Annotated in this window: 17 protein-coding genes and 1 tRNA gene; 5 read left to right on the top strand and 13 right to left on the bottom strand. The window is 67.6% G+C overall.

Annotated features, from left to right (window positions below):
* The first annotated feature begins 161 nt into the window (after window positions 1–161).
* Both ACWD02_RS30120 and ACWD02_RS30115 read left to right on the top strand, forming a co-directional pair.
* Window positions 162–1553, top strand: coding sequence for a pyridoxal phosphate-dependent decarboxylase family protein (locus ACWD02_RS30120; RefSeq protein WP_451215793.1), 1392 nt, complete (start codon window positions 162–164; stop codon window positions 1551–1553).
* Window positions 1550–2992, top strand: a complete 1443-nt coding sequence (locus tag ACWD02_RS30115) for a lysine N(6)-hydroxylase/L-ornithine N(5)-oxygenase family protein (protein WP_451215791.1) — start codon at window positions 1550–1552, stop codon at window positions 2990–2992. The genes ACWD02_RS30120 and ACWD02_RS30115 overlap by 4 nt, the downstream gene beginning before the upstream one ends.
* 6 nt (window positions 2993–2998) lie before the next feature.
* Here ACWD02_RS30115 and ACWD02_RS30110 read toward each other — a convergent pair whose 3' ends face one another.
* Window positions 2999–4804, bottom strand: a complete 1806-nt coding sequence (locus ACWD02_RS30110; protein WP_451215789.1) for a bifunctional metallophosphatase/5'-nucleotidase — start codon at window positions 4802–4804, stop codon at window positions 2999–3001.
* Between the two features lie 150 nt (window positions 4805–4954).
* Here ACWD02_RS30110 and ACWD02_RS30105 point away from each other — a divergent pair, with 150 nt between their 5' ends.
* The gene (locus ACWD02_RS30105) at window positions 4955–5668 is read left to right on the top strand and encodes an SIMPL domain-containing protein (RefSeq protein ID WP_451215787.1); all 714 of its coding nucleotides are present in this window, start codon (window positions 4955–4957) and stop codon (window positions 5666–5668) included.
* Between the two features lie 167 nt (window positions 5669–5835).
* Entirely contained in the window at window positions 5836–7272 is a 1437-nt protein-coding gene (gene pyk / locus ACWD02_RS30100; RefSeq protein ID WP_451215785.1) for a pyruvate kinase, read from the top strand.
* Between the two features lie 66 nt (window positions 7273–7338).
* Here the strand turns inward: pyk and ACWD02_RS30095 are convergent, their stop codons facing one another.
* From ACWD02_RS30095 to ACWD02_RS30085, 3 genes are all read right to left on the bottom strand, one after another.
* Entirely contained in the window at window positions 7339–9249 is a 1911-nt protein-coding gene (locus ACWD02_RS30095; RefSeq protein WP_451215783.1) for an alkyl/aryl-sulfatase, read from the bottom strand.
* Between the two features lie 118 nt (window positions 9250–9367).
* Complete coding sequence (locus ACWD02_RS30090; RefSeq protein ID WP_451215781.1) at window positions 9368–10147, bottom strand: helix-turn-helix domain-containing protein; 780 nt, start codon at window positions 10145–10147, stop codon at window positions 9368–9370.
* Between the two features lie 85 nt (window positions 10148–10232).
* Window positions 10233–10315 (bottom strand) — tRNA-Leu (locus ACWD02_RS30085).
* Window positions 10316–10413: 98 nt separating this feature from the next.
* Between ACWD02_RS30085 and ACWD02_RS30080 the strand changes: the two genes are divergently transcribed.
* On the top strand, window positions 10414–11070 hold the full coding sequence (locus ACWD02_RS30080) for an ANTAR domain-containing response regulator (protein WP_249590519.1): 657 nt from the start codon (window positions 10414–10416) through the stop codon (window positions 11068–11070).
* Between the two features lie 79 nt (window positions 11071–11149).
* Here ACWD02_RS30080 and ACWD02_RS30075 read toward each other — a convergent pair whose 3' ends face one another.
* From ACWD02_RS30075 to ACWD02_RS30035, 9 genes are all read right to left on the bottom strand, one after another.
* Window positions 11150–11866 (bottom strand): ABC transporter ATP-binding protein, encoded by a 717-nt coding sequence (locus tag ACWD02_RS30075; protein ID WP_451215779.1) that lies wholly within the window; start codon window positions 11864–11866, stop codon window positions 11150–11152.
* On the bottom strand, window positions 11863–12732 hold the full coding sequence (locus tag ACWD02_RS30070) for an ABC transporter ATP-binding protein (protein ID WP_451215777.1): 870 nt from the start codon (window positions 12730–12732) through the stop codon (window positions 11863–11865). The genes ACWD02_RS30075 and ACWD02_RS30070 overlap by 4 nt, the downstream gene beginning before the upstream one ends.
* A 3-nt stretch (window positions 12733–12735) precedes the next feature.
* Window positions 12736–14580 carry a branched-chain amino acid ABC transporter permease gene (locus ACWD02_RS30065; RefSeq protein ID WP_451215775.1) on the bottom strand — a complete coding sequence of 615 codons (1845 nt, stop codon included), beginning with the start codon at window positions 14578–14580 and terminating at the stop codon, window positions 12736–12738.
* A 5-nt stretch (window positions 14581–14585) separates the two neighbouring features.
* A complete protein-coding gene (locus ACWD02_RS30060; RefSeq protein ID WP_249590523.1) occupies window positions 14586–15515 on the bottom strand; it encodes a branched-chain amino acid ABC transporter permease in 930 nt (309 codons plus the stop codon).
* 148 nt (window positions 15516–15663) lie between these two features.
* Window positions 15664–16911: a branched-chain amino acid ABC transporter substrate-binding protein gene (locus ACWD02_RS30055; RefSeq protein ID WP_451215772.1), complete on the bottom strand. Its 1248-nt coding sequence runs from the start codon at window positions 16909–16911 to the stop codon at window positions 15664–15666.
* Between the two features lie 255 nt (window positions 16912–17166).
* On the bottom strand, window positions 17167–17790 hold the full coding sequence (locus ACWD02_RS30050; RefSeq protein WP_451215770.1) for a Tat pathway signal sequence domain protein: 624 nt from the start codon (window positions 17788–17790) through the stop codon (window positions 17167–17169).
* Window positions 17781–18155, bottom strand: coding sequence for a hypothetical protein (locus ACWD02_RS30045; RefSeq protein ID WP_451215768.1), 375 nt, complete (start codon window positions 18153–18155; stop codon window positions 17781–17783). The genes ACWD02_RS30050 and ACWD02_RS30045 overlap by 10 nt, the downstream gene beginning before the upstream one ends.
* 94 nt (window positions 18156–18249) lie before the next feature.
* Window positions 18250–18723, bottom strand: a complete 474-nt coding sequence (locus ACWD02_RS30040; RefSeq protein WP_451215766.1) for a PaaI family thioesterase — start codon at window positions 18721–18723, stop codon at window positions 18250–18252.
* Window positions 18724–18767: 44 nt separating this feature from the next.
* Entirely contained in the window at window positions 18768–21047 is a 2280-nt protein-coding gene (locus tag ACWD02_RS30035; protein ID WP_451215764.1) for an FdhF/YdeP family oxidoreductase, read from the bottom strand.
* Between the last annotated feature and the right edge of the window lie 28 nt (window positions 21048–21075).

Below are 21075 nucleotides of genomic sequence, written 5' to 3'. Positions count from 1 at the left end.
CGCAACCCCGCGAAGCGCCTAGCACCCCCGCCCGCGCCGACACGCTCTCTCCGCACGGCAGTACCACTTTCGGGTTCGGATCGTTGAGCTCTCCGGGCGTGCCGTCCGCTCGGCGGACAGGCTGGTCGTCCCCGCCCACGCGCACCCGAAGGACGTCGCCCATGAGCACTCCGCCGCCCCTCGCCGGAGGAGCCCGAGGTCCGGACGCCCTGCGGCCGCTGCTCATCGCCGCCCTCGATGCCCTGCGCACCGGGGCGACCGCCCGCGGCGGCCCCCTCCCGGCGGGCGGCCCCACCGCGGTGGCAGCCAGGGTGCGCGAGGCAGCGGGCGAGGCCCTCCCCGCCCGGGGCGAGGGCGAGGAAACAGCCCTGCGCACACTCGTCCACGCACTCGCCGAGGGCGCCGCCGACCCCGCGGACCCCCTGTGCGCCGCCCACCTGCACTGCCCGCCACTCGCGGTGGCCGTCGCCGCCGACCTGGCCGCGTCCGCACTCAACCCCTCGATGGACTCCTGGGACCAGGCCCCCGCCGCCTCGGAGATCGAAGCCCTGGTCACCCGCGCCCTCGCCGCAGAGGCCTACGGCGCCGGCAACGGCGACGCCCTCGTCACCACCGGCGGCACCGAAGCCAACCAGCTCGCCCTGCTCCTGGCCCGCGAACGCACCACCACGCACGGCCCCGTCCAACTGGTCGTCGGCGACAACGCCCACCACTCGCTCGCCCGCGCCGCCTGGCTGCTCGGCATGCCGGAACCGGTCACCGTCCCCGCACCCGCGGGAGTCCTCGACCCGGCCGCGCTCGACGAGGCACTGTCCGGACTCACCGGGCCACCGGACTCGTTCCTCGTCACCGCCACCGCGGGCACCACCGACGCGGGCCTCATCGACCCCCTCGACCAGATCGCCGACCTCTGCGCCGACCACGGCGCCCGCCTGCACATCGACGCCGCGTACGGCGGCCCGCTCCTCTTCAGCGACGTACGAAAAACGCTCCTCCACGGCATGGAACGCGCCGACAGCATCACCTTCGACCTGCACAAACTCGGCTGGCAGCCCGTCGCAGCCGGACTGCTCCTGGTCCGCGACCCACACGATCTCGCGGCGCTCGGCCACCACGCCGACTACCTCAACGCGGACGACGACACCGAAGCCGGCCTCCCCGACCTCCTCGGCCGCTCCCTGCGCACCACACGCAGGCCCGACGTCCTCAAACTCGCCGTCACCCTCAAGGCCCTCGGACGAGAGGGGCTCGGCGCGCTCGTCGACCAAGTCTGCGCACAGGCAGCCGAATTCGCCGGACTCATCGCCGCACACCCCCGCTTCGAGCTGTACGACCGGCCCGTCATCAGCACGGTCCTGTTCCGGCCCGTCGACGCCGACGACGACCACATCGCACACGTCCGGCGCGAACTCCTCGGCCAGGGCCGAGCCGTGCTCGGCCGGGCCACGATCGACGGACGCCGCTGGCTCAAGGCCACCCTGCTCAACCCGCACACCCGGCCCGGCGACCTCGCCGAGCTCCTGAAGCTCGTGGAAGGAACCACCCCCCGATGACCGGCCAGAACGACAAGCCCGCCCCGCCGCTCACCACCCCCGAGGAACCCCGGGACCTGGTCGGCATCGGCATCGGCCCCTTCAACCTCTCCCTCGCCGCCCTCGCCCAGCCCCACACCTCACTCGACGCCGCCTTCTACGAACAGCGGCCCGCCTTCCACTGGCACCCGGGACTCCTCATCGACGGCGCCAGCCTCCAAGTCCCCTTCCTGGCCGACCTGGTGACCCTCGCCGACCCGGCCAACCCCTGGTCCTTCCTCAACTACCTCAAGACCCGTGAACGGCTCTTCCCCTTCTACTTCGCCGAGCGCTTCCACATCCAGCGCGCCGAATACGACGCCTACTGCCGCTGGGTCAGCGAGAACCTCCCCGCCCTGCACTTCGGACACCAGGTCGACGCGGTGCGCTGGAACGCCGAACGGGACCTCTTCGAAGTCGACTTCACCCAGCTCGACGCCGAGGGAGAAGCCGAGGCGCTCGGCCGGACGTACACGAAGAACATCGCCGTCGGCGTCGGCACCGCGCCCTACATCCCCGAACCCCTGAAACCGCTGGCCGACGCCCCCGCCGTGCCCGTGATCCACTCCGCGGACTATCTCCTGCACCGCGACCGGCTGCTCGCCGCCGACCACATCACCGTCATCGGCTCGGGCCAATCCGGCGCCGAGGTCTTCCTCGACCTGCTCAAGCACCGCCCGGCAGGCGCCGAGAAGATCCACTGGCTCGCCCGCACCGAGGCCTTCGCACCCATGGAGTACTCCAAGCTCGGCCTGGAACACTTCACCCCGGACTACACCCGCTACTTCCACTCCCTGCCCGAAGCCGTGCGCGACGGACTCGTCCCCCAGCAGTGGCAGCTCCACAAAGGCATCGACGCCGACACCATCGCCGCCATCCACGACGAGCTCTACCGACGCACCCTGCACGGCGGCTGGCCCGACGCCGTCCTCACCCCCGGCGTCTGCGTGCGCACCGCAGGCCGCGTCGCCAACACCCGCGTGGAACTCCACCTGGAACACCTCCAGCAGGGCACCCGCTCCCGCCTCACCACGGACGCGGTCGTGCTCGCCACCGGCTACCGCGAGCGCCCCCTGGACCAACTCCTCGCAGGCCTCGACCCCTACATGCGCCGGGACTCCACCGAGCGCCCCCGCATCGACGAGCAGTACCGCCTCATCCTCGACCCCTCCGTCACCGCCACCGGCAGCAACATCTACGTACAGAACGCCGAACGCCACACCCACGGCGTCGGCGCCCCCGACCTGGGACTCGCCGCCTGGCGCAGCGCCACCATCCTCAACACCCTGATGGCGGAGCCCCCTTACCCGCTCCCGCAGCGCACCGCGTTCACCAGCTTCGGCCTCCAGGACACCCAGGCCCGCCGCGCCACCGGCCTGATCGGCGAGCAGCGCGGCAACCTCGTACGCCTCAAGAACTGACGCGGATCAGAACACCGGAGTGCCGTCCCGGGTCAGCTTCCAGTCCACCGACGCGAACTGAGCCGGGTCGACCGTCCCCTTGGCCTGCACCCACTGGATGATCGTGTTGCGGATCTCGTCGGAGTTCGCCCACAACTGCTTGGCACCCGCCACATGCGGGAAATTGCCGCCGCCGCTCGCCCGGTAGTTGTTGACCGCGAGCACGAACTCCGCCTCCGGGTCGAGCTCCTTGCCGTCGAAGCTCAGCTTCACGATGCGCGAACCCGCCGGCTTGGCGATGTCGATCTCGTACGCCACGCCGTACAACGCGTCATAGTTGTAGTCCGGGGTGTTGCCCGCGTTCGTCAGCTTCGCCGGGTCCACCGGGGCGCCCGCCGCCGTCTGCACGTAGTAGCGCGCCGAGAACTCCAGGTACTCCTTGAGCTGCGCACCCGTGATGAGCCGCGCCTCAAGGGTGTTCTCGAACGGGTAGAGCCCCGCCGCGTCCTTGATCGTCACCTCGCCCGCCGGGATGCCCGCCGTACGCGAGAAGCACGAGGCCTGCGACAGCACGGGAAGGGCCGCGTACTGGCCGCCCTTCAGCGCCTCCTTGACCGTCTCCGCCTGCACATGGCTGATCAGGTCGATGATCGCGACATCCTTGTACGGGCCCTCGGCCGTACTCATCGCCTGCGTCGACGTACCGATGACCTGGTTGACGTACGCGACGACCTTCTTGTGCTCGTCCGCGAGGAGCCGGGTGATCTTCCTGTCCTCCGCCGCCGTGTTGGAGTTGAGGACCTGCGCGCCGACCTTCTCCACCGTCCAGCGGCCCTTGGCCCACACCAGGTCGAAGTCGAACAGGGTCAGCCGCTGGCCCCACTTCAGCGGCTCGGACAGGACCACCTTCTTGCCGGTCTTCTTGTTCTCCACGAAATACTCGGGGATCTCCGTGTGCGCGTGCCCGACCAGGATCGCGTCGATGCCGGGCACCTGCTCCGCCACCAGACCCGCCGCGTTCTCGACGTGCGGGAGCTGGTCACCGTACGAGGAAGTGCCGCTGGAACCGGAATGCGCCGAGACGATCACGACATCCGCACCCATGGAGCGCAGCTTCGGCACCCACTTCGCCGCCTGCTCCTCAAGCCCCGGAAACGTCATCTTGCCCTGCACGTTCGCCTTGTCCCAGATCGCGATGCCCGGGTTCGTCAGGCCGAGCACCGCCACCTTCACGTCACGGCCGTGCGGGGTACGCAGACGCCTCATGAAGTACGGCGGGAAAGCGGGCCGCTGCGTCTTCGCGTCGAGGGCATTGGCACCGAGCAGCGGGAAATCACACTGTTCCTCGAACTTGCGCAACACGGGAATGCCGTAATTGAACTCGTGGTTTCCGAGCGCCGCCGCGTCGTAACCGATGCTGTTCATGGCCTGCGCCATCGGGTGGACAGGGCCGTGCTTGGCCGTGATCGGATCGATCTTGGCGTAGTAGTACGAGAGCTGCGTGCCCTGAATCGTGTCGCCCGCATCGATGAGGAGCGTGTTGCGACGGCCTCTCTCCTCCCGGATCTCGTTCACGAGGGTGGAGATCTTCGCAAGGCCCACGTCGTTGTGGTCCTTGTCGTCGAACTCCTTGTCCGTGAAGTAATCCCAGTTGAAGACATTGCCGTGCAGATCCGTCGTCCCCATCACGGTGAACGAATAGCGCTTCTGCCGCTTGGCGGGCTTCCCGGACGCCTGCGCGGACGCGGAGGGGGCCGCGGCCGCCCCGCCCGCGAGTGCCACGCCCGTGACGGCGGCGGACCTGCCCAGGAACTTCCGGCGGTTCAGCGGCATTTCGTACTCCCCTTGGACCCTTGATCGATCGGTGTAACGCGCGTAGATAACGCGCGTAGATTCTGACCCCGGCCACCCCACCGGCAACAGACCCCGCAGGTTTCGATCCGATGACTGTCCGGTGCCGCCCCCCAGTGCGACAGTGGCCGCATGGACGAGACCACCCCCACCCCGGCCCCCTACGGCACCCCCGGCGCCCCGCGCCTGGCCGTCAAGGGCGAGGCGCACCTCGAAGTCGACCCCGAGATCGCCCGCATCGGCATCACCGTCAGCGCCCGCGGCACCGACCGGCGCGAAGCCCTCAACGACCTGACCCGCCGCAACGCAGGCGTCATCGACCTCGTGAAAACCTACGGCGAATCCGTCGAAACACTGGAAACCGGCGCCTTCTCCATCAGCCCCGAACTGACCAAACACGGCCGCGGCGAACGCATCCGCGCCTACCACGGCCGAGTCCACATCACCGCCGAACTCAGCGACTTCACCGCCCTCGGCGAGCTCACCACCCGCCTCGCCGACCTCGAACTGACCCGCGTCGACGGCCCCTACTGGGCACTGCGCCCCGACTCACCCACCCACCGCGAAGCCCGACAGCAAGCGGTCAGGGAAGCGGTACAGCGGGGCCGCGAATACGCGGACGCCCTGGGCGCCACACTCGCCGCCCTCGTCGAACTCGCCGACATCGGCGCCGAGAACGCCCAGCCCTTCGGCTACGGCGGCCCCACACCCGCCATGCGCACCGTCGCCTACGGAGGCGCCGCCGACATGGTCCAGGAAGCCGCCCCCCTCGACCTCGAACCCCAGCGCCAACACGTCTACGCACAGGTCAACGCGCGCTTCACGATGACACCCCCGCGGCTGTAGCGACGGAGACCCACGAAAGTGGTGGACACCGCGCGGCGCCCGGTAAATCGCTCATCAGAGCAGCGCCCCGCACAATTCAACACTTGTCAATAACCTTTCACGCAAAGGTTGTTGAGTAGTCATGCCCAGCCAATTCCCTACCGGCCGGTAAGCCCTAGGCTCGAAACATGCGCCGAGCAAAAATCGTCTGCACCCTGGGCCCCGCCACCGACTCGTACGACCAGATCAAGGCACTGGTCGAAGCCGGAATGGACGTAGCCCGCTTCAACCTCAGCCACGGCACCTACGCCGAACACGAGGAGCGCTACCAGCGCGTACGCAAGGCATCCGACGAGACCGGCCGCAGCGTCGGCATCCTCGCCGACCTTCAAGGCCCGAAGATCCGACTCGGCCGCTTCAGCGAAGGACCCGTACTCCTTGAACGGGGCGACGAATTCACCATCACCGTCGAGGAAGGCGTCGAAGGCGACCGTCAGACCTGCGGCACGACGTACGGCGGCCTCGCCGACGACGTCACACCCGGCGAACGCATCCTCGTCGACGACGGCAAAGTGACCCTCGAAGTCACCGCGGTCGACGGCCCCCGCGTCACCACCACCGTCGTCGAAGGCGGCATGGTCTCCGACCACAAGGGACTCAACCTCCCCGGCGTCGCCGTCTCCGTCCCCGCCCTCTCCGACAAGGACCAGGCCGACCTGCGCTGGGCCCTGCGTTCAGGATTCGACGTCATCGCCCTGTCCTTCGTCCGCAGCGGCCGCGACATCGAAGACGTCCACCGCATCATGGACGAGGAAGGCCGCCGCCTCCCCGTCATCGCCAAGGTCGAGAAGCCGCAGGCCGTCGAGAACATCGACGACATCGTCGCCGCCTTCGACGCCATCATGGTCGCCCGCGGCGACCTCGGCGTCGAAATGCCCCTCGAACAAGTGCCGATCGTCCAGAAGCGCGCCATCAAACTCGCCAAGCGGAACGCCAAACCGGTCATCGTCGCCACCCAGATGCTCGACTCGATGATCGACAACTCCCGCCCCACACGCGCCGAAGCCTCAGACGTCGCCAACGCCGTCATCGACGGCACGGACGCCGTGATGCTCTCCGGCGAAACCAGCGTCGGCAAATACCCCATCGAAACCGTCCGCACCATGGGCCGCATCGTCGAAGCCGCCGAAGAAGACATCCTCGCCAAAGGCCTCCCGCCCCTGACCGAACGCAACAAACCCCGCACCCAAGGCGGCGCCGTGGCCCGCGCCGCCGCCGAAATGGGCGACTTCCTCGGCGCCAAATTCCTCGTCGCGTTCACACAGTCCGGCGACACCGTCCGCCGCCTCTCCCGCTACCGCTCACCCATCCCACTGCTCGCCTTCACCCCCGACCGGGCCACACGCTCCCAACTGAACCTCACCTGGGGCGTCGAAACCTTCCTCGGCCCGCACGTCGAATCCACCGACGCCATGGTCAAGCAGGTCGACGAACTGCTCCTGAAATACGGACGCTGCGAGAAGGGCGACGTCGTCGTCATCACCGCAGGCTCCCCGCCCGGAGTCGCCGGCTCCACCAACCTCGTACGCATCCACCACATCGGCGAGGACGACAGCCCCAAGTAGGCACACCGCGTACTTGGCAGGAGGGGCCGATCCGGGGGGATCGACCCCTCCTTCACTCATGCACGCCTACGGAGTGACGATCGCGAACCTCGGATCCGGCTTCTCCACCACACCGAGCAACTCCGCGAGAAGCGACGCATCACCCTCGACCCCGATGTCACCAAGCCCCTTGCCACCCAACATCGCAAGCAACTGAGGCTTGGTCATCGTCAACGTGACCCCCGCGTCCGGGTCCCTCTTCCTGTCACTGCGATACGTCAACACCCCGTGCCGCAAAGTCAGATGCCAGACCTTCCCCAACGCCGGAAGGCTCCAGTCCATCCGCAGCTTCAGATCCCACGCCCTCGGACCGTTCACGCGGATCGCCACGGAATCGATCAACTGATCCACGGAAAGCGCCATCAGCATGTCCGTGCTCGTCACGGTCGTCGGGGGAGTCCGCACACCCTCACGCAGCTCCTGAGCACCCGACAGATAGAAGTTACGCCACACGGCGTTCTCCGAAGCCTGCCCCAACTCCGTATAGATCCGAGCCAGTTCGGACTTGGCGGCCTTGTGCCCGGGATCCGCGAACACCACATGGTTGAGCAACGTCACCGCGAACCGTAGATCACCGCCGCGCGCGAACGCCTTGGCCTTCGCGACCGTCGCCGTACGGCCACCCATGGCCTTCACGTACCGCTTCGCCTCCTCCACGGGCGGGTGCTCCCACAGATGCGCCGGATTGCCGTCGAACCAGCCCATGTACCGCTGATAAATCCCCTTCACGTTGTGGCTCAGGGACCCGTAATACCCACGATTCGCCCACACGCCTGCGAGCGCGGGTGGCAACTCGATCTCCTCGGCGATCTCCCGGCCCGTCATCCCCTTGTTGATCATCCGCAACGTTTGATCATGCATGTACGCGTACAGATCCCGCTGCTGCTCAAGCAACTCCACGATGGTGTCGCCACCCCACGTGGGCCAGTGATGAGAAGCGAAGGCGACATCGACCCGCCCGTCGAAGAGCACGACAGACTCATCCAGATAGTGCGCCCACTGCCGGGCATCCCGCACCTGAGCCCCGCGCAACGTGATGATGTTGTGCATCGTGTGCGTCGCGTTCTCCGCCATGCAGACGGCACGCAGCTCGGGGAGCACGAAATTCATCTCCGCGGGCGCCTCGGTCCCCGGCGTCATCTGGAACTCGAACCGCACCCCGTCCACGGCCTCGACCTGACCGGTCTCGGTGATGTCCTTGGTGGGCGGAATCAACCCGATCGACCCCACGGAGACGGTCTGCCCGAGCCCACAACCGATCTGCCCCACAGCGGACTTGGGCAGCAACGCGCCGTACATGTACCCGGAACGCCGCTGCATGGCAGTCCCGGCATAGACATTCTCCGAAACGGCATGCTCCATAAAACCCTCGGGCGCGAGGATCGGTACGCCGTCCTTCGCCGCATCGTCCGGCAGCACACCACGACAGCCGCCGAAATGGTCGACGTGCGGGTGGGTGTAGATGAGCCCGGTGACCTTCCTGTCGCCGCGGTGAGCGCGGTACAGCTTGAGGGCGGCGGCCGCGGTCTCCGCCGAAATCAGCGGATCGACGACGATGATCCCGGTGTCACCCTCGATGATCGTCATGTTCGACAGATCGAGCCCACGCACCTGATAGACACGCTCGGTGACCTTGAAGAGCCCCTGCTTCGACACGAGCTGCGACTGCCGCCACAGGCCCTTGTGCGCGGTCTTGGGGGCGTCGTGTTTCAGGAAGCCGTACGCGTCGTTGTCCCAGACGACCTGGCCCTTGGCATTCTTCACGACCCCCGGGGTCAGGGCGGCGATGAACCCCTTGTCGGCGTCGGCGAAGTCGTCCCCGCCCTTGCTCGTGCCCTCGCGATCGATGGCGGAGGCAGTCTGAGGATTCATGGCCACGGCTGCCGCGGCGGCACCCGCGGCGGCGGCAACGAAGCTGCGCCTGTTCAGGGGAGTCATGGGGGTGAAGATCGCAGCGGGGGCTGGCGCGGGGCAAGGGTTCGCCGGGGATTTGGGACAGGTCCCAGGGTGGGTGGGGGAGGGGAGTGACGTGTCCTATTGCGCGGGTGGGGGTGGGTCAGTATTTGGGGCCTACGTGGGTGTCCATGAGGGCTACGGATTCCTTTCGGGCGACGGAGATGTTGTACGGGCTGCCGTGGCGGGTGCAGTGCTTCCATTCGACGCCGAGCTTGTCGAGGGTGTCGGTGTATAGCTTGCGGATGTCGTCGGAGACGTTGGTGAACCAGTAGCGGGGGTATTCGTAACGCTTGCGCTCGCCGCCGACCATGCGGGTCGTCCAGTTCATGTTGCGGCAGCCGTCGGAGTGGATGAGGCCGCGGATGAAATCCCAGGGGTGGGCGTCGACGATCTCCTGTTGCCAGGGCTCCAGGGCGATCTTGCGCTCGTGCTTCTTGCCCGGCCCGTGCTGGGGGAACATGCAGGTCCAGTGCTTGCTGTACGACTTGACCTCGGTGCAGCCCGCTTTGTAGCGCGCCTTGACGCTGGGGAGCGGCATGACCTGGCGTAGGGCTTCTTCGGCGGCTGCGACCAGGCCGGTCTGCTCTGCGTTGCAGAAGATCGACAGGTGGTGCTGCCTGGGTTTCGCGATGATGTGGCCGTCGCCCAGGTAGAGGCCGAGCAGGTAGGCGTATGCGATCTCGTCGAACTCGCGGTCCGTGCACCGCGGACAGTCGGTTGGCTGCTCGTAAGTCTCATTGCGGGCTCGCCGATCCTCGCTGCGCCACCACCCGACTGTCCCGCGCGGGATACAGAGGCGCTCCGCGACCATGCGGTTGGGGACGCCTTGACGCATCAACGTGACGGCTTGGGCGCGAAGCGACTGGCTGTGCTGTTCCATGCAGTCACTCTGTGTGAAGAGCCGTGACGGCGGGCAGTAAAAAGCGGATGTTCACGAGAACGTGAACATCCGCTTCGGCGCAAAGTGCCGGGTGCGGGATTCGAACCCGCAAGCCCTTTCAGGCAGAGGTGTTTGAGACCTCCGTGTATACCGTTCCACCAACCCGGCGGGGTACGGCCGGAACTATACCGGGTCACCGTCGGACGTCGCAGCTAGGTAGGCTGCAGAGGCAGCAGTACCTGCCCGGCCCGCAACAAGGAGCCCCCGTGACTTCCCCCGAGTCGCCCCAGCCCGTAGCCGATGACGACGACAAGTCGCACGTGCCTCCGCTGACGACCCGTGTCGTCATCGCCGAGGACGAGGCTCTTATCCGGCTCGACCTCAAGGAGATGCTCGAGGAAGAGGGTTACACCGTCGTCGGCGAGGCCGGTGACGGCGAGAAGGCCGTCGAGCTGGCCCGCGAGCACAAGCCGGACCTGGTGATCCTGGACGTGAAGATGCCCGTCATGGACGGTATCTCGGCAGCCGAGAAGATCGCCGAGGAGTCCATCGCCCCGGTGCTCATGCTGACCGCGTTCTCGCAGCGTGACCTGGTCGAGCGGGCCAGGGACGCCGGCGCGATGGCGTACCTCGTGAAGCCCTTCAGCAAGACCGACGTCGTCCCGGCGATCGAGATGGCCGTCTCGCGGTACACGGAGCTGAAGACGCTGGAGAGCGAGGTCGCGGACCTCACGCTGCGGCTGGAGACGCGGAAGCTGGTGGACCGCGCGAAGTCGATCTTGCAGACGGAGTACGGCCTGACGGAGCCCGCCGCGTTCCGCTGGATCCAGAAGACGTCGATGGACCGGCGTCTGTCGATGCAGCAGGTCGCGGAGGCGGTCATCGAGGACGCCGACGAGAAGAAGGCGGCGAAGGGGCAGTAGCTCCGGCGCGCACGAAGACGTACGAGAGAGGCCCGCACCCCGAAGCCGGGGTGCGGGCCTTTTTCGTGTGCTGGGGGGCCTAGTCCTCGCCGAGGTACGCCTTGCGCACGGATTCGTCGTGCAGCAGGTCGTTGCCCGTGCCGGAGAGGACGATCTTGCCGACTTCCATGACGTGACCGTGGTCGGCGAGGGAGAGCGCCGCTTGGGCGTTCTGTTCGACGAGCAGGATGGTCGTGCCCTGGGACTTGAGTTCGGAAATCGTCGCCATGATCTTCTGCATCATGATCGGCGAAAGACCCATGGAGGGTTCGTCGAGCATGAGCAGTTTCGGCTGGGACATGAGGGCGCGTCCCATGGCGAGCATTTGCTGTTCGCCGCCGGAGAGGGTGCCTGCGGCCTGTTTTCTGCGTTCCCCGAGGATGGGGAAGAGTTCGTAGGCGCGGGCGATGTCTTTTTCGATGCCGGATTTGTCGCTGCGGAGGTAGGCGCCGAGTCGGAGGTTGTTCTCGATCGTCATGCGCGGGAAGATGTGCCGGCCTTCGGGGGAGTGGGCGAGCCCGAGGGAGACGATTTGGTCGGCGCGGTATTTCCGCAGTGTTTTTCCGTTGAATTTGATGGAGCCGCCGACCGGCTTGAGGAGTCCGGAGAGCGTGCGCAGGGTGGTGGTCTTTCCTGCGCCGTTGGTGCCGATCAGGGTGACGACTTCGCCGGCTTCGACCTTGAAGGAGATGCCTTTGACGGCTTCGATCTTGCCGTAGGCGACCTTGAGGTCCTCGACTTCGAGCAGTGCGGTCATCGGCTGTTCTCCTCGTTGCCCGTGGCGTCGGCTTCTGTGCTGCCGGGGGCACCTTCGAAGGGTTCGCCCAGGTAGGCGGCGATGACGCGGTCGTCCTGTTGGACGGTTTCACTGTCGCCTTCGACGAGTTTTTCGCCTTGGACGAGTACGGCTACGCGGTCGCACAGGTTGAAGATGAAGCGCATGTCGTGCTCGATGACGAGGACGGCGATGCCCATGTCCCGGATGGCGAGGACGAGTTCTTCGGTGGCGCGGGTCTCCTGCGGGTTCATGCCCGCCGTCGGCTCGTCCAGGAGGAGCAGGCCCGGCTCGCTCGCCAGCGCCCGGGCGATTTCCAGCTTGCGCTGTTCGCCGTAGGGGAGGTTGCGGGAGAGGTGCTCGGCTTTGTCGGCGAGGCCGACGAATTCGAGCAGCTCCATGGCGCGTTCCCGGGACTTGGCTTCGGCCTTGTGGAAGCCGGGGCCGCGCAGGAGGGCCGACCAGAGGCCTTCCTTGGTGCGGGTGTGGCGTCCGACGAGGACGTTTTCCAGGACCGTCATGTTGGCGAAGAGACGGATGTTCTGGAAGGTGCGGGCTACGCCGGCCGCGGTGACCTTGAAGGATTTGCTGGGCAGGACCGTGCCTTTGTACCGGACTTCGCCTTCGGTGGGGATGTAGAGGCCGGTGAGGCAGTTGAAGAAGGTGGTCTTGCCTGCGCCGTTGGGTCCGATGAGGCCGACGATCTCGCCGCTGTTGACGGTGAGGTCGACGGAGCGTACGGCGGTGAGGCCGCCGAATCGCATCGTGACGCCTCGGGCGTCGAGGACGGTTTCCCCGGCCGGTGTGGCGGCGGGGTTGTCCTTGCTGGTGGTGGTGTCGGTGGTCATGGCTCAGGCCCCTGTCTTGCTGAGGACTGTGGGTGGCGGCGTGTCGCCGGGGGCCAGTTCGGCTTCGTGGAATTCGAGCTGGCGGCGGCGGTTGGGGATGAGGCCTTCGGGGCGGAAGCGCATGAGCAGGACGAGCGCGAGGCCGAAGGCGAAGAGCTGGTAGTCGCCGAGGAAGGAGAGCTTGCTGGGGATGAGGTAGAGCAGTGCCGCGCCGACGAGGGGTCCGCTGATGGTGCCCATGCCGCCGAGGACGACTGCGGCGAGCAGGAACGCCGAGTTGGGCGGGACGGTGTTGGCGAATTGGTACTGCTCGGGTGTCACGGTGTACGTGACGTGTGCCTGCACTGTGCCCGCGAGTCCGGCGAGTGTGGCGCCGAGGGCGAAGGCGATGAGCTTGACGCGGAAGCCGTTGATGCCCATGGCGAGTGCGGCGGTCTCGTCTTCGCGGATGGCGACCCAGGCGCGTCCGATGCGGGAGTCGCCGCTGCGCCGGAAGACGAGCACGACGACGAGGGTGATGAGCAGCATCAGGAAGAAGTAGTTCGCGAATCGGCCGATGGTGACGCCGAAGATGGAGTGTTCGATGCCGAAGTCGAATCCGAGGATCTTGAGGTTCGGGATCGAGGAGATGCCGTTGGAGCCGTTGGTGATGTCGGGGCCCGATGTGCCGTCGGAGTTCATCGCGACGAGTCGGAAGATTTCTCCGAAGCCGAGGGTGACGATGGCGAGGTAGTCGCCGCGCAGTCTCAGTGTCGGGGCGCCGATGAGCACTCCGAAGATGAGGGATGCGCTGGCGCCGACGAGGATGGCGCCCCAGAACGGCAGGTGGACGTCGAAGGGTGAGGACGGTGATCCGGAGACCATGGATGCCGCGTAGGCGCCGACGCCGAGGAAGGCGACGTATCCGAGGTCGAGGAGTCCGGCGAGGCCGACGACGATGTTCAGGCCGAGTGCGACGGTGGCGAAGATGAGGATGTAGACGCCGATGGTGGCGTATTGGTCGTCGCTCTGTGTGAACGGGAAGGCCGCGGCGGCGGCGAAGGCGCCGCCGAGTGTGATGTTGCGGTGTCGCGCGGTGTAGGTGGAGACCTGGGCGACGAGTCCGGCTTTGGACAGCGCGGCGAAGCTGAATGCCACGGTGATGAGGAAGCCGATGAAGAGTTCGTCGTATTCGGTGCCGATGCCGTAGGTGAAGACCAGGAGGCCCACGGCGAGTGCGGCGACGATGATCAGGATCTCGATGTAGCTGGGGAGCTTGCGCGGGGTGGGCGGGGCTTCGGCTGCGAAGGCGCCCTTGAAGATGATCAGCCCGTTGCGCATGCGGTGCTTGAACTGTTCCCCGCTGGTGTCTTCGGGGTCGACCGCGTAGGTGTGCGGGCGGGTGAAGGGCAGGGCGAGGGCGCCGGCGAAGGCGGCGAGGGTGGCGATGGCGGCGACCCAGGCGCCGGGGTCCAGGTTGGCGAGTCCGCCGAGCTGGTAGCTGATCGAGATGATCGTGTACCAGGTGGTGGCGAAGGCGGCGAGTGCCGCGTACTTGAGCGCGGCGTCGGCGCCGCCGGGTGTCAGCGTGCGGACGCCCTTGACGCCGTAGGAGGCGAGGCCGAAGAGCGTCGTGAGGATGCCGGCGATCAGGACGAGGACTTGGAGGCCGCCGGGGTAGCCGTAGACGGTGAGGTCGCCGGGGAATGCCGCGGTCCAGGTCCATGCCATGAACGTGGAGATGATGGTGAGGATGCCGCCGCCGGTGGCCAGTGCGCGGGCGGGGCCTTCGGGGATGGCGATGAGGCCGGTGGGGGTGTTGTCCTGCTTGGGGTTGGGCGCGTCGGCCGCGGTGGTCTGTGTGGTCATGGTTGTCACGCCCTGTCCGCGACGCGCTCGCCAAGGAGACCTTGTGGCCTGACGAGGAGTACGACGATGAGGAGTACGAAGGCCCAGACGTCGGCCCAGGACTGCCCGCCGAGTTGGCTCATGCCGGGGATGTCGTTCATGTAGGCGGTGGCCATGGCTTCGGCGACGCCGAGGACGAGGCCTCCGAGCATTGCGCCGTAGATGTTGCCGATGCCTCCGAGGACGGCGGCGGTGAAGGCTTTGAGGCCCCAGAGGAAGCCCATGCGGAATTGGACTTCGCCGTAGCGGAAGCCGTAGGCGACGGCGGCGATGCCGGCGAAGGCGGCGCCGATGGCGAAGGCGACGACGATGACGCGGTCGGTGTTGACACCCATGAGTTTGGCGGTGTCGGGGTCTTGTGCGGTGGCTTGCATGCCGCGGCCGACGCGGGTCTTCATCACGAAGTAGCCGAGGGCGAACATGCAGATCGGGGCGGTGATCAGCAGGAAGATGTCGCCGGGCTGGATGGTGACGGAGCCCATGTGGATGGAGTCGCCGGGCATCTCGGGGAAGGTGCGGGACGACTTCGCGTTGGGGTACCAGGCCCAGACGGCCTGTTGCAGCGCGAGGGAGAGGCCGATGGCGGTGATGAGGGGTGCGAGGCGGGGTGCGCCGCGCAACGGGCGGTAGGCGAAGCGTTCGGCTCCGACCGCTATGAGGGTGGAGACGATGACGGCGCCTATGAGCATCAGTGGCAGGGCGAGCCACATGCTGGTGCCGCCCGGCAGCCAGAGCCATACGGTGAGGGCGCCGAAGCCGCCGACCATGAAGATCTCGCCATGGGCGAAGTTGATGAGCTGGACGATGCCGTAGACCATTGTGTAGCCGATGGCGATCAGGCCGTACATGGATCCCAGTAGCAGGCCGTTGACCAGCTGTTGCGGCAGTTCGTGCACCGCAGGTCCTCCGAGTCTTTCGGTGTCGTTCGGCCGGTGGCGGTGGCGGTTGGCCTCGCCGGCCGTACGGCTTAGGTGACGGATGCGACGCCGCGCGGGGCGCTGCAGAGGCAGCGCCCCGCGCGGTGGTGTCGTGCTGCGGGGTGGATCAGCCGGTGAAGGTGCCGGACTTGACCGGCTCCCAGCCCTTGGTCGGGTCCTCGGTGGACTTCACCTGGTACACGGTGAGCTGCTTGTTGGTCGCGTCGCCGTATTCGTCGAAGGAGACCTTGCCGGTCACGCCGTCGAAGGAGACGTCCTGCATGGCTTCGACGATCTTGGCGCGGGCGTCGTCGGGCAGCTTGCCGTCGTTGTCCTCGACGACCTTCTTGACCGCTTCGATGATCGCCCAGGCCGAGTCGTAGGAGTAGCCGCCGTAGGCCTCGTAGGCCTCCTTGAAGCCGGCCTTCTTGTAGTTGGCGATGAACTCCTTGGCGGAGGGCAGTTCCTCGACGGGCTGGCCGACGGAGGTGGCGTAGTCGCCCTTGCCTTCCTTGCCGGCGAGCTTGACGAAGTCGGCGCTGTAGATGCCGTCGCCGCCGACGAGCGGGATCTTGGCTCCGGCCTTCTTCATCTGCTTGCTGAGGGGGCCGGCCGCGGGGTACTCGCCGCCGTAGTAGACGACGTCCGCGTCCGAGTTCTTGATCTTGGTGGCGACGGCGCCGAAGTCCTTGGTGTCCGGGTTCACGTGTTCGGTGCCGGCGACCTTGCCGCCGAGCTTGGTGAACTCGTCCTTGAAGGTGGCGGCCAGTCCGGCGCCGTAGGTCTTCTTGTCGTCGACGACGAAGACCTTCTTCTTCTTCGCCTCGTTGTACAGGTACTGCGCGGCGAACGGGCCCTGGATGGCGTCCGTGGTGGCCGTACGGAAGTAGGCCTTGTACGGGCGGACCTTCTTGCCGCCGTTCCAGTCCTGGCCCTGGGTCATGGCCGGGTTGGTGTTGGCGGGGGAGACCTGGACGAGCTTCGCGTCGTCGAAGACTTTCTGCATCGACTCGCCGACGGAGGAGTTCAGGGGCCCGACGGCGCCGAGGATTTCCTTGTTCGCGACGAACTTGGTCGCGTTGGTCTGGCCGGACGCGGGCTGGCCCTGGTCGTCGGCGGCTTCGATCTTGAAGGTGATGCCGTCGACGTACTTCTTCTCGTTGGCCTGCTTGGCGGCGAGGTCCACGGAGTTGCGGATGCCGAGGCCCAGCGCGGACAGGTCGCCGGTCAGTGGCGCGTCGACGCCGATGACCACGGTGGTACCGCCACCCCCGGCGTCGTCCTTGTCCTTGTCGTCGCGTGAGCCACAGGCGGTGAGGGTGAGTGCCCCCGCGGTGAATGCAGCGGTGATGGCTATGAGCGAACGTTGACGCACGATCAGTCCTTTCCCCTGGCACGGCCGTCCCCTGTTGGGTGGCCGAGTCGAGCGCGGAACCGAACTGACAGGAATCCGGTGGGCGCGGTGACTGGCCGTGACTCTAAGGGCCGCTTTGTTCCAGGTGGAGTGGTCAGGCCAAAGGTGTGACGCTCTTGTTATGCCACGGAGTATTCCGGGCTGGAACTCAGGGGGTGGTTGGGGCGGAATAAGCCACCTTCGGTGCATCCCGCATGCTGAGAACTTGCAGGACTGTCAGGGTGTTTTACTCATGACATCAGTGTTCGGGGGGCATGCGGCTGTCAGGGCCTCGGAAAGATCTTTTGCGTACGCCGATCCGAGGATGAAGCTCTGCAGCTGCATTGCGCGCACATTACGCAGCGTTACGATCAGAAAAGGGAGTCCGGCATTCCGCTGCACTTTTCCGCATTCGCGAATGTGCAGAGTGATTCGTGCCGTCCGAGGGCTTCCCGTATTCACCTTGAATGGGGTATGGGGAGCGATGGTCAGCGACAGTGCTTCCGACGGCTGCGCGACCCGTCGGACGGACACCGGCGGACCCGAGTCCTGACTCAGGCGGACGGTGAAGCTGAACTCGCGGTCACCGGCCCGTGGGTGCGTCATCCCGCCCGTGTACGTGACGGCCACGGTCTGCGACGGATAGAGCGGTGGCGGCGGCGCGGGCGGCCGGGGCCGGGTCAGATGGAGGCTGAGCACCGCGGCGCCCACGACCGCGGCCGTGGCGACGGCCAGGGCGGTGCGGCGGCGGCGCGTGAGGAGCGGACGGGGGCGACGGGCGGGGCGTACGGCGTCCTGGCCCTCGGGGGCGGCGTAGGTGTCCTCGCCCGGCTCGATGGGGCCGATGGCGTTCACACCCACGGCCCGCCGCTCGGCTCCCCGTGGCGGTAGCGTTCCGCGCAGCGCTCACGTGCCTGACGGGTGATCAACTTCCGTCCGGTGGCGTCTCCTTGGCGGTCGCGCTCGGCGCGGGCCAGGTCGAGGGTGTCCCGCAGGATCTCGTACTGGCCGTTGGACAGGCCCATCGACTGGTAGTCGCCGTAGGTCTCCTTGCCCGAGTCGTAGATCTGCCGCGCCCACTTGGTGATCAGGGCTGTGCAGAGGTCCTCGGGGGAGGTGGTGGCGGGGGAGGGTGCGGGAGTCCCGGCGGAGGGTTCGTTCTCGCACCCGGCAGTGGCGATGAGGGTGGTGAGGGCGAGCGCACAGAGCTGTTTCCGGTGCCTCATGCACCGACGCTAGACCGGGGCCGCACGCCCCGACAATGCGTGGGGCGTGCCCGAGTGGACCTGACCCCGCGCGGCGCGCCCGCCCTCAACCACCTTATCCGGCCGAGCCGTTGGGCTGTACGTCGCGCAGCAGGCAGGTCAGCCGCGCGGTGCACACCCGCTTGTCCTGCTCGTCGGTGATCACGATCTCGTACGTCGCCGTGGAGCGGCCCCGGTGCACGGGCGTGGCCACGCCGGTGACCAGGCCCGAGCGGGCACCGCGGTGGTGCGTGCAGTTCAGGTCGACGCCGACGGCGAGCTTTGTGCTCCCGCCGTGCAGCATCGAGCCGACCGAGCCGAGGGTCTCGGCGAGGACGGCGGAGGCGCCGCCGTGCAGCAGGCCGTACGGCTGGGTGTTGCCCTCGACCGGCATGGTGCCCACGACGCGGTCGGCGGAGGCCTCGACGATCTCGACGCCCATCCGGGTGCCGAGATCGCCCGCGGAGAAGAGGGCGGGCAGGTCCACGCCGAGCGCCGCGTACTCGTCGATGACCTCTTGCGGGAACTTCACGCTGTGCTGCTCGCCCATGGGCCCGGCTCCGTTCGTCGTCCTCACCGTCACTGAGCGAACGCTCAGTCGGTCCCCGATTGTTCCAGGCGCACGACGACGGACTTGCTGGCGGGGGTGTTGCTGGTGTCGGCGGTTGCGTCCAGCGGGATCAGGACGTTCGTCTCCGGGTAGTACGCCGCCGCGCAGCCCCGGGCCGTCGGATAGTGCACGATCCGGAAGCCCGGCGCGCGCCGCTCGACGCCGTCCTTCCACTCGCTCACGAGGTCCGCGTACGACCCGTCGGCGAGGCTCAGCTCACGGGCGTCGTCGGGGTTGACCAGGACGACCCGGCGGCCGTTCTTGATGCCCCTGTAGCGGTCGTCGAGGCCGTAGATCGTGGTGTTGTACTGGTCGTGCGAGCGCAGCGTCTGGAGGAGCAGCCGCCCTTCGGGCAGGGCCGGGAACTCCACCGGCGCCGCGGTGAAGTTGGCCTTGCCGGTGGCCGTGGGGAAGCGGCGCTCGTCACGCGGGGCGTGCGGCAGGGCGAAGCCCGCGGGGTCGGCGACGCGGGCGTTGAAGTCCTCGAAGCCGGGGATCACGCGCGCGATGCGGTCGCGCACGGTGGCGTAGTCCTTCTCGAACTCCTCCCAGGGCGTGGCCGATTCGGGACCCAGGACGCGGCGGGCGAGGCGGCACACGATGGCGGGTTCGGAGAGCAGGTGCGGGCTCGCGGGCTCCAGGCGGCCGCGCGAGGCGTGCACCATGCCCATGGAGTCCTCGACGGTCACGAACTGCTCGCCGCTGGCCTGGAGGTCCCGCTCGGTGCGGCCCAGCGTCGGCAGGATCAGGGCGCGCGCGCCCGTGACGGCGTGCGAGCGGTTCAGCTTCGTCGACACGTGGACGGTCAGGCGGGCCTTGCGCATCGCGGCTTCCGTCACCTCTGTGTCGGGTGAGGCCGCCACGAAGTTGCCGCCCATCGCGAAGAACACCTTCGCCTTGCCGTCCCGCAGCGCCTCGATCGCGCGGACGACGTCCAGGCCGTGCTCGCGCGGCGGCGCGAAGCCGAACTCCTTCTCCAGGGCGTCGAGGAAGGCCGGCGCAGGCCGCTCGAAGATGCCCATCGTGCGGTCGCCCTGCACGTTCGAGTGCCCGCGCACGGGACACACACCGGCGCCGGGGCGGCCGATGTTGCCGCGCAGCAGGAGGAAGTTGACGACCTCGCGGATGGTCGGCACGGCGTGCTTGTGCTGGGTCAGGCCCATCGCCCAGCACACGACGGTGCGCTTCGAGGCGAGGACCATGGCGAGGGCTTCCTCGATGTTCGCGCGGGTGAGGCCGGTCGCGGCGAGGGTCTCGTCCCAGTCGGCGCCGCGCGCGGCCTCGGTGAACGCCTCGTACCCATGGGTGTGTTCGCCGATGAACTCCTTGTCGACCGCGCCCTCCGTCTCCAGGATGAGCTTGTTGAGGAGACGGAACAGGGCCTGGTCGCCGCCGAGGCGGATCTGCAGGAAGAGGTCGGTGAGGGCGGTGCCCTTGAGCATGCCCTGCGGGGTCTGCGGGTTCTTGAAGCGCTCCAGGCCGGCCTCGGGCAGCGGATTGACCGTGATGATCTTCGCGCCGTTGTTCTTGGCCTTCTCCAGGGCGGAGAGCATGCGCGGATGGTTCGTGCCCGGGTTCTGCCCCGCGACGATGATCAGGTCCGACTTGTAGAGGTCCTCCAGGAGGACGCTGCCCTTGCCGACGCCGATCGTCTCGGTGAGCGCGGAGCCCGACGACTCGTGGCACATGTTCGAGCAGTCGGGCAGGTTGTTCGTGCCCAGCTCACGGGCGAACAGTTGGTACAGGAACGCCGCTTCGTTGCTGGTGCGGCCCGAGGTGTAGTAGACGGACTCGTCCGGGCCGTCCAGCGCGGCCAGTTCCTCGCCGATGATGTCGAAGGCCCGCTCCCAGGAGACCGGTTCATAGCGCTCGGCGCCCTCCGCCAGATACATCGGGTGGGTGAGGCGGCCCTGCTGGCCCAGCCAGTACCCACTGCGGGCGGCGAGGTCGGCGACGGGGTGCGCGGCGAAGAAGTCGGGGGTGACGCGGCGCAGCGTGGCCTCCTCGGCGACCGCCTTCGCGCCGTTCTCGCAGAACTCCGCGGTGTGCCGGTGCTCGGGCTCGGGCCAGGCGCAGCCGGGGCAGTCGAAGCCGTCCTTCTGATTGACCCGCAGCAGCGTCAGCGCCGTGCGGCGCACCCCCATCTGCTGCTGGGCCATGCGCAGCGAATGCCCGATGGCGGGAATGCCCGCCGCGGAGTGCTGCGCCTGCGCGACCTGCGGCGCGTCCTGGACCGGATCACCCTTGGGCGACTTCCTTGCCATGGTCGGCTCCCCTTCGAGCACGTGCGTG

This window comes from Streptomyces sp. NPDC002853 (genome assembly GCF_053591915.1).
The sequence above is the reverse complement of the archived record's forward strand: the minus strand, read 5'-3'. Positions and strand labels throughout refer to the sequence as shown.